Here is an 8,858-nt window from a genome sequence, read left to right on the forward strand (position 1 = left end):
CTCCCGGGCAGCCCGGCGGCGCAGCGCGTCCTCGTCGGTGTCGGCGTCGTAGGAGATCAGCTTCGGCAGCAGGGCGGGCAGCACCAGCGCGGGCCGGGCCAGCGCCAGGCGGGCGCGCAGCACGTCGGGCCCGGCGCCCGGGTCCAGTACGGCCCCCCGCAGCCCGAGCCGCCACAGCGCGAGCAGCACGGCGAGGGCACGCGGACCGGGACGGACGGCGACGCCGACGGTGTCCCCGGCGCGCAGGCCGCGCGCGTGCAGGGCCGCGGCGAAGGCGTCGGCCAGCTCGGCGAGTTCGCCGCGGGTGGCCCGTACCCGGGGCGCACCGGTCCGGGCGGCGGTGAGCACGGCGGGCCGCTCGGGCCGGCTGCGCAGCGCGTGGTCGAGGTGGTCCAGCATCAGCGGGGGTCGTCCGTTCCGTGCGTGCCGCTGCCCTGGTCCAGGTACCAGCGGGCGGTGCCGGCGAGCCCGTAGGCCCGCAGGCGCCGCGTCGAGTTCTCCACGACCATCTCCCGGCAGTGCGTGATCCGGTCGGTGTGGCGGCGTACGGCGTTGAGGAAGAGCCGGTCGGTCGGCGAGGGGCGCCGGGGCATGCCCCCGACGGTCAGGTACAGCTCGGCGGTGATGGCCATGTTGTTCCCGGCGTGCATGCGGTACGGCGCCCGGTAGCCGCGCCGCCGGGCGTGCTCGGGCCGCAGCCGGCCGAACAGCGCGGCGAGGGCCACCAGCGCGCCGAACCCGGCCCGGCCCAGCGGTCCGTGCTCGTCGCGGCGAGCCACGATCCGCCCACACACCAGCCCGGGGCTGCGGATCAGCGCGCCGCGGGCGGCTCCGGTCCAGCCGGGCCGGGGCAGGCAGTCGGCGTCCGTCCGGGCGAGCAGGGCCGCGCCGCGGCCGATCGCGTACCGGAAGCCGGTGTCCACGGCGGAGCCGACCCCCTTCTCCGGCTCCTCGATCACCTCCACCGGGAAGGGGGCGCCGGCCGCGAACGCGCGGGCCACGGCGCCCGTGCCGTCCGTCGAGGCGTTGTCGACGACCAGCAGGGTGAAGTCCCGGTCCCGCTGCGCGGCGAGCGCCCGCAGGGTGTCGGTCAGTCGGGCCTCCTCCTCGTGCGCCGGCACGACCACCCACATCGGCGGGGCGGCGGCCGTCACGACTTCTCCCAGACCATCGTCATGATGCTGATGCCGCCGCCCAGGCCCACGAACAACACCCTTTCCCCCGGAGCCAGTTCGTCGAAAACCCGGTCCAGCTGGAGCCCGATGCTCGCGCTCGCGACATTGCCGAGCTCGGGCACCGTCACCACCAGCTTCCCGGCCGGCACCCCGGTCAGTTCCGCGAACCGCTCCAGATACGGCACCGTCACCTGGTGCACCAGCACCTTGGCGAAGCCGTCCACGTCCATCCCCACGCGGTGCAGCGTCCGGTCGATGACGGCGGTGCCCACCTTCTCGAAGACGCCCCGCAGTTCGTGCCCGTCGCCGCGGAAGTAGGTGTACGCGTCCCCGCGCGGGTGCCGTGACCCGCCGCCCGGGATGCCCCCGACCTCCCAGTGCTCGGAGTGGGTCTCGGTGTCCACGGCGATGATCCCGCCGCGCTCCACGGCCTCCACCACCACGGCCGCCCCCGCGTCGCCGAAGGTGTATCCGGCGAAGCCGTCGCGCAGCTCCGCGAGATCGGCCGGGTCCCTGCGCACCGCCCGGCTCGGCGTCTCGCCCGTGACCACCAGGGCCCGCCGCGCCCGCCCGGCCAGGATCATGGAGCGGGCGAGGTCGATCCCGTTGACGAAGCTGTTGCAGGCGTTGGTGACGTCCAGCGCGTGGGCCCGCGAGCCCAGTTCCGCCTGCACGATGTGCGCGGTGGCCGGCTCGACCAGATCGCGGGAGGCGGAGGCGAACAGCAGCAGGTCGACGTCGAGCGGGCCGAGTCCGGCGGCGTCCAGGGCCCGCCGGGCGGCGCCCACCGCGAGGGTGGAGGCGTACACGCCCTCGCCCGCGACCCGGCGGGAGACGATCCCGGTGGCCTGGGTCAGCAGCCTCGGCGGCAGCGTCAGTCCACTGCGGCGCGCCACCTCCCGCTGGAGCGCGTCGGAGGACAGCACCTCGTCGGGCAGCAGGCTGCCGACGGCGGTTATCCCGACGCGCGGCAGCGGATCACATGGCTGAATGAACATGCACTCACGATGACAAGCCGGCCGGCCCGGGACCTGAGTACGCGTGCTCAGTTCGGCACCCCGCGCCGCACAGGCCGGCTGAGTACGGCGACCGGACGTGCGACCGCGCCCGCCCGTCCCCGTCCAACTCCGGGACATCCGAGGCCGTTTACATAGGGTGAGAACACAGGCCACAGGCCACAGGCCACGGGGGAGGACGCGATATGGCGGCACGCCGATTACCGGTGCCGGCGCAGTACCGGGACGACGCGGTGACCCGGCTGCGCCCGGGCCCTGCGCGGCGAGCTGGACCGGGCTGGGCAGGAGGGCCGCGCCGCCGAACCGGGCCTGATCCGGCGGTCGCTGGAGACCATCACCCTCGGGCTGGGCGCGGGCAGCACCGGTCTCGCCCTCGCCCAGGAGCTCGGCCGCCTCCTGGGCTGACCCGCCGCACCCGGTCGGGCCGGTTCACCTCGCCCGTACGACCGCCCGCGCGCCGCCGAAGTCCAGCTCCAGCCCCGAACGCAGCGGCACGGTCTGCCCGGGGGCGATCTCCTGCGTGCTGCCGTCCGCGCGGGTACCCGTCCACGCCGACCCCGAACGGTTGGCCAGCCCGAACTTACCCGGCCGCTGCGGATGTTCGGTCAGCTGTGCCACCAGCGTGCCGTCGCCGTAGTCGTGCCGGGCCGGTTCCGGCGCCAGGTGGTGCGCCTGCACCCGCGAGGACCGGTGCAGCATGATGTGGTGCTCGGTGCGCGGCGGGGGCGTGGTCAACACCAGCCGGGGCGGCAGCACCAGCGCGTTCCCGCAGCTCCAGCAGGAGCCCGGGGAGGCGGACCGCGGCTCCGTCATGTTCTGCTTGCCGCAGTGGGCGCAGTCCACGACCGCGTCGAGGACCGCCCGGAGCGCGTCACGCCACTGCGACTCCCGCACCCGGCCGGCCGGGTCGTGCAGGCCCCGCGTGAAGTTCCTGGTGAACAGATCGCGCAGGGAGTCGGGCACCACCGCCCAGGTCGCCAGGACGGTGGCGTGCTCCACGGGATCGGGAGCGTTGGAGCGGTCCAGCGGGTCGAAGAGGAACAGCGGGTCCTTCCCGTACAGCTTGCGCTCGGCGGCCTCGTCGAAACAGCGGATCGCCAACTCGCGCCTGCCCATCAACGGATGATGGTTCATCAACAGCATGAACAGCAGCACCGACAGGGAGTGCAGATCGCTCTGGGTGCCGGGGGAGACCCCGGGCTCGCCGCGCACCAGCTCGGGCGCCATGAACGCCATGGTCCCCGAGATGCCCGTGCTGTCGCCCTCGACCACCGCGTTGTCGTTGTCGCAGACCAGCACCTCGCCGGTGGTCGGGTCGAAGAGCAGGTTCCCCCACGAGATGTCCCGGTAGGCGATCCCGCGCGAGTGCAGCGCCTGGTACGCCTCGACCGTGTAGAGGCAGGCGGTGAGCAGGGCGCGGATCGTGGTCCGCAGCTTGCGGCGGAAGAGCAACGGCAGGCCCTTGAACCGGTCCGGGCGGATGTCCATCAGATAGCCGAAGCCGCCGCGCCCGTCGCCCACGAAGTCCCGGGGCCACAGGAAGCGGTCGTCGTCGAAGCCCCGGTCCACCAGCTGGCGGACGATGTCCTCCTGCTCCCGTGTCGCGCAGGCCGGGTAGTACCACTTGAGGGCCTGGTCGCCGGCCGCGGTGCGCACCCGGTAGACCTCCCCCTGGCCGCCGGCGCCGAGCAGGTCGAAGACCTCCACGCCCAGGCCGCTGTCGGCCGTCAGCCGGGTACCGCTGTCGAGCATGCCGCTCATTCGTCACTCCTGTACGGGTCGGTCATGTCGGCCGGATCGGCCGGGTCGGCGGCGCCACCGCCGGCGGGCGGCACTGGGCCCGGTTCGGTCAGGGCCGTCGCGGTGTGCCAGGCCGCCACCAGGGTGGTGTCGTCCCCGGAGTGCTGCGAGGCCTTGGTCAGCCACTGGGGCAGGACGGCCCGGACGCACTCCGGACCCTCCGCCGACAGCCGGTCGTCGAGTCCGGCCATGAACTGTCGGAAGCCGCTGTCCGAGGCGAAGCTCTTGGACAGCCCGTCGGTGGAGAGCGACACCAGCCGCGGCGCCCGCGCCGGGGCCGTCACCGGCGCCCAGTGCGTACGTACCCGCAGCCAGGCCTGCGGGGAGCACAGGGACTCCGTCTCGTCACCCAGATCCGCCTCGTCCGGCGCGAGCGGTACGGTCACCTGCCCGTCGTCGGTCACCACGGCCAGCTCCCCGTCGCCGAGCTGCCAGGCCGCGAAGACCCGGGGGGTCAGCACGGCGCCGACGAGCGTGCTCCCGTACAGCACCAGCTTGTCCGTCGGGGACAACCCGGGCTCGCCGTGCGAGCTGCTGCGCTCCCAGTGCCCGAGCGCCGTCTCCTGCCAGGCGCTGACCAGCTGGCGCGGCAGCGTGTACTGGGCGTAGTTCATCAACCAGGCCAGGCTGGGCGGCCGTGTCCCGCCCCGGGGCTCGGCGAGCGCGGCGAACTGCCGGGCCTGCTGGACGAACAGGTCCACGGCGAACCGGGACCCGAGATGACTGCGCGCGTGCACCGCCGATCCGTGGCCGTCGGCCACCGCCATGATCAGGGGCTGCGCGGCGGTGCCGAGGCCCTCCGCGTCGTGGTGGTCCTGATTGCGCGCCTTGTTCACGCCCTGGACGCTGCCCCGGAGCGTGTCCCAGAGCGGCAGCGGTCCGTGGATCATCAGCTCGGGCACGCTCACCACACGTCGTCATCGTCGTCGGCGAGCACGGGCGGGGCGTACGGCGGCTGCTTCACGGTCGCGTCCCCGAAGCCCGCCACCGGCTGGGAGGCCGCCTTCACCGCGGCCGTCGAGGCCCAGCGGATCGCCGCCGCCAGCTGCTTGGGGCTGTTCGCGTCCAGCGGCTGGAGCTCGGGATTGCCCAGGAACTCCTGGAGCACGTTACGGTCGGCGTCCGCGCCGATCGCGATGGCCACCCGGACCGCCTTGCGGCCCCACGGGGTCGCGTCCACCGCCCGCAGCCCCGCCTTCCAGTCGTCGGTCGGCACCCCGTCCGAGACCAGCGCCAGCACCGGCTTCAACGCCCGCTGCGGCATCGGCGGGGTGTCCAGTTCGCGCGCCGCGAGCTGGAGGGCCTCACCGAGATTGGTCATCCCGTCCACCTGGACGTCCTGCCAGGTGAACTGCTCCACCGGCACCGGGTCCTTGTGGTGCCAGCGGGCCGTCGTGGAGAACGTCATCGTGCGCAACAGCAGTTGGGCCGCCGGATTGTCCTGCGCGACGGAGAGCATCTCCGGAATCGCTTCTCTGATCGCATAGTTGAGCTGGCCGATCTTCTCGCCCTGCATCGAGTACGAGCAGTCGATCAGCCAGATGAAATGGACGGGCCGGTTCGCCATCGGCCCGCCGGGGATGTCACTCACCGCGTGTCTCCTTCAACTTCCGGTCCATTGCGGGATGTACCGCACCAGCGCCGCCACCGCGGCGGCCGCCGTCATCACGACCGCCGACACGAACAGGGCCGCCGTCATCCGTCGGCCCCGGGTGATCTGCGGGGTCATCATGGGGTGTTGCTCCTTTCCTCGCCGTGCCCGACCTGTGCGTCCTGCGTGCCCTCCGTGCCTTCCGTGTCCGGGCGGGCCCGAGGGTCCGGGTGGGTCCGGGGGTCCGCCCGGACAGGTGCGTCCGGCCGCTCCCGCCGGTCCCGGACGAGCCCTCCGACGCGCAGTCCGGTCCGGGACAGCAGCCACAGCACCGGCTCCGCCGCCCGCCGCCGCTCGCTGTCCAGGGCGCCCGCCCCGGTCGCGGCGTGGGCGCTGACCACCCAGTACCGGGCCGCCGCGAAGTCGTGGCCGAGGGCCCGGACCAGCTCGTCCAGCCCGATCTCGGCCAGCCACGCCTCCACCGGCTCCGCCGGCCGCGGCAGCGAGTCCAGCCGGTCCAACGCGTCCCGCTTGGTCACCACCGTGGCCACGGGCAGGCGCCCGCGACGGCCACCGAGCCCCTGCAGCTCGCCGGTGAACCCCGCGTACGTCTCCACCGGCCCGAGGTCGGCCGGCCGGGCGGCCTGCGCCCGCTCCGTGTCGCCCGCGTGCAGGGCGCGGCGTACGACCGGCGCGGCGAGCACGTCGGTCACCAGCAGGACCCCGTCGGCGTGCGCGAGGTAGCCCTGGCCGCGGGTCGTGTCCGCGTCCCGGAAGGACTCGCCCATCGGGTCGTACAGGTAGAGCAGCCGGCGCCGGCGGCCGTGCCCGACCAGCAGCATCAGGGCGCGCGGCTGCCCGCCCTGGGTCTTGAGGGTCCACCCGGTCCGGTTCAGCTCCTGCCCCAGGGCGTTGGCCTCGCGGAGGTCGTCGGGGGAGGCGTACTCGACCGTCAGCCGGGACTCGTGCGACCAGGACCGCAGGCCGTCGAGCACGGCGGCCAGCAGCATCGTCTTCCCGGCGGAGGTGCCCCCGATCAGCGGCAGGTGCACGACCCGGGTGGTGCCGACGGCCGGCGGCAGGTTGCGGTCGCAGTGCGGGCACCGGGCGGTGAGTGCCCGCCGCCCGGTCATCAGGGTGCTCGGCAGGGCCTTGCCGCAGCGCGCCGAAGGCGCCGGGCCGCAGCTCGCGGTGGGCGGCGCCGCAGGCCGGGCACAGGTGCACGGCCAGCGGGAACGGCCGGTAGCAGCCGGGGTAGGGGCACTTCATCCGGATGCCCAGGGCCAGCTTCCACAGTCGCTCCGCGCCCCGCCCCGCCAGGGTGGCGGCCAGGGCGGCCAGCGCGACCAGGACGATCTCCACGGCGAAGAACAACGCGACGCCGGCCAGCAGGACCGAGGCGAGCAGCGCCGACAGCAGCGCGGCCAGCGCCGTACCGGGAGCCAACAGGCGCAGCAGCAGCCGGCCGAAGCCGTTGTCGGCGAGCTCGCCGGTCTGCCCGTTACGGCCGCGCAGCAGGCGGCGGCGCACCACCAGGCCCAGCCAGTGCCGGGTCAGCAGGTACCAGACGGTCAGCGCGGCGGCCTGTCCGGCGAACCGGGCGTCCAGCCACATCTGCCCGGCCCAGTACGCGGGCCGCGCCGGCTCGGGACCGGTGTACGGGGTGATCCGCGGGTCGGTGCCGCCCGGCGGATCCGTCCGGAAGGCGGCCCAGGCGGCCGACAGGGCCAGCGCCAGGAACCGCCACAGCCCGTACCCGAGGCACACGGCGACCCCGACCACCCCGGTGAGGGCGCCGAGGATCCGTGCGATCAGCTCCGGATCCGTCACGTCAGCCCCCGTCCCCACCGGCCGTGCCGCTGCCGCCGGCGGAGCCGGAGCGGCGCCCCGCGAAGCGTTCGCGCAGGCGACCGAACGCGCCCGGCCGCTGCCAGCCGCGGAACTCGTCCGCCCAGCGCCCGCCCAGCTGGGCCAGCGACTGCTCCACCTCGGCCAGTTCGGCCGGAGTGAGGCTCCGTACGGCCGGCCGCAGCACCCCGTCGAGCAGATCCGTACGCGCCTCCTGCCAGGCCGGGCCGGCCTGCGGCTGGGAGGACCACACCGTGAAGCAGTCCGCGGCGTAGCCCGGATCCAGCCGCAGCCGGTCACGGACCGCCGGTGTGCGCGCCTGCGCCCGGTAGGCGGCCAGCAGTTCCGCGTCGTTGCTCTCGATCAGCGCCCGCAGCTCGCTGTCCGGCCGGTCCCCGGCCAGCAGCCGCGCGCACAGGGCCGCGTACGCGCTCTCCCGGGGGCCCGGCTCCGGATCCAGCGCCCGCAGGTCCAGCACCTGGCGCACCCAGCCCCCGCCCGCCGGGCCCGACCGCAGGTTCCGGGTCAGCTCCAGCAGCAGCAGCGACGGCCGCAGCCGGGCCGGGATCTCCTCCTGGAACTGGCCGAGGAGCTCCGGAGCCAGCTCCGCCGCCTCGGCGTCCCCGGCCGGGGCCCGCACGGCCGCCCGCACGAGCAACTCCCAGGTCCCGGCCTCCCGGTGGACCTGCGCCCCGGCCGCCATCAGCACCAGCCCGGCCTCGCCCGCACCCGGCGGCTCCCCATCCCACACCAGCCGCATCGCGGTCCGCAGCACCAACGGCTCCGCGTACAGCGAGACGCCCGACCCGGCCAGCAGGGCGTTCAACGCCCCGACCCGGTCCGCGGCGGCGCTCGCGGGCGCCGTCGCGGCCTCGGCGCACATCCGCAGGTGCGGTCGCGCGTCGGCCGCGGTCGGCCGTAGCGCGGTGCGCTCGAACAGCCGTCGTCCGGCGGCCGGATCACCCGCCGCCAGCGAGTCCAGCCGGTCGAGTACGAGGGCGCGCAGCACGGGCAGTTCGGCCAGCGCGGCCCGCACCCCCGACCCGTACGTCCCCTCCGGATCGGTGAGCAGCGCGAGCGCCAACTGCCGTGCGACACCGGGCAGCAGGTCGCCCACGTCCACCCCGAGCACCGAGGCCACCCGCAACAGCCCGGCGGGATGCCCCGGTTCGACCGCGGGGCCGTCCAGGGCCGCCCGCAGGCCCGGTTCCAGTTCCGTCGCGAGCCGGCCGCGCACGGCCGCGCCCAGGGCGCCCGCGGTGGGCAGGTCCGCGGGCGGCGCGCCGGTCCGTACCGCCTCGGTCAGGGTCAGGGCCACCAGCGGCTCGCACACCGCGGGCGGGGCCCAGCCGTCCAGGGCCGCCAGCAGCCGCTCGGCCCGCGCCGCGAGCTCCTTCCCCTCGCCGTCCACGTGCGCGACCAGCATCG

9 protein-coding genes are annotated in these 8,858 nt (G+C 74.9%); all 9 read right to left on the reverse strand.

The features are described from left to right. A partial coding sequence (locus AB8A24_RS42330) for an AMP-binding protein (protein WP_369479164.1) occupies positions 1-399 on the reverse strand: 399 nt, incomplete at its 3' end. After that, positions 399-1,154, reverse strand: coding sequence for a glycosyltransferase family A protein (locus AB8A24_RS42335; protein ID WP_328961131.1), 756 nt, complete (start codon positions 1,152-1,154; stop codon positions 399-401). The genes AB8A24_RS42335 and AB8A24_RS42330, both read right to left, overlap by 1 nt. Continuing rightward, entirely contained in the window at positions 1,151-2,173 is a 1,023-nt protein-coding gene (locus AB8A24_RS42340; protein WP_328961130.1) for a ketoacyl-ACP synthase III, read from the reverse strand. The genes AB8A24_RS42335 and AB8A24_RS42340 overlap by 4 nt, the downstream gene beginning before the upstream one ends. A gap of 447 nt (positions 2,174-2,620) precedes the next feature. Then, a complete protein-coding gene (locus AB8A24_RS42345) occupies positions 2,621-3,952 on the reverse strand; it encodes a protein kinase (protein WP_328961129.1) in 1,332 nt (443 codons plus the stop codon). After that, entirely contained in the window at positions 3,949-4,899 is a 951-nt protein-coding gene (locus AB8A24_RS42350; RefSeq protein ID WP_369479165.1) for a PP2C family serine/threonine-protein phosphatase, read from the reverse strand. Before AB8A24_RS42350 ends, AB8A24_RS42345 begins: the two co-directional genes overlap by 4 nt. Further along, the gene (locus tag AB8A24_RS42355; RefSeq protein WP_030010476.1) at positions 4,896-5,558 is read right to left on the reverse strand and encodes a VWA domain-containing protein; all 663 of its coding nucleotides are present in this window, start codon (positions 5,556-5,558) and stop codon (positions 4,896-4,898) included. Before AB8A24_RS42355 ends, AB8A24_RS42350 begins: the two co-directional genes overlap by 4 nt. 36 nt (positions 5,559-5,594) lie before the next feature. Further along, positions 5,595-5,723 carry a hypothetical protein gene (locus tag AB8A24_RS42360; protein WP_328961127.1) on the reverse strand — a complete coding sequence of 43 codons (129 nt, stop codon included), beginning with the start codon at positions 5,721-5,723 and terminating at the stop codon, positions 5,595-5,597. Beyond that, positions 5,720-6,715 (reverse strand): hypothetical protein, encoded by a 996-nt coding sequence (locus AB8A24_RS42365; protein ID WP_369479166.1) that lies wholly within the window; start codon positions 6,713-6,715, stop codon positions 5,720-5,722. The genes AB8A24_RS42360 and AB8A24_RS42365 overlap by 4 nt, the downstream gene beginning before the upstream one ends. Positions 6,716-7,413: 698 nt before the next feature. After that, positions 7,414-8,858, reverse strand: a 1,445-nt coding sequence (locus tag AB8A24_RS42370; RefSeq protein ID WP_369479167.1) for a GTPase-associated protein 1-related protein, incomplete at its 5' end; no start/stop codon positions are given.

Origin of the sequence: Streptomyces sp. BF23-19 (genome assembly GCF_041106355.1) — a bacterium.
Classification (GTDB): Bacteria; Actinomycetota; Actinomycetes; order Streptomycetales; family Streptomycetaceae; genus Streptomyces; species Streptomyces virginiae_A.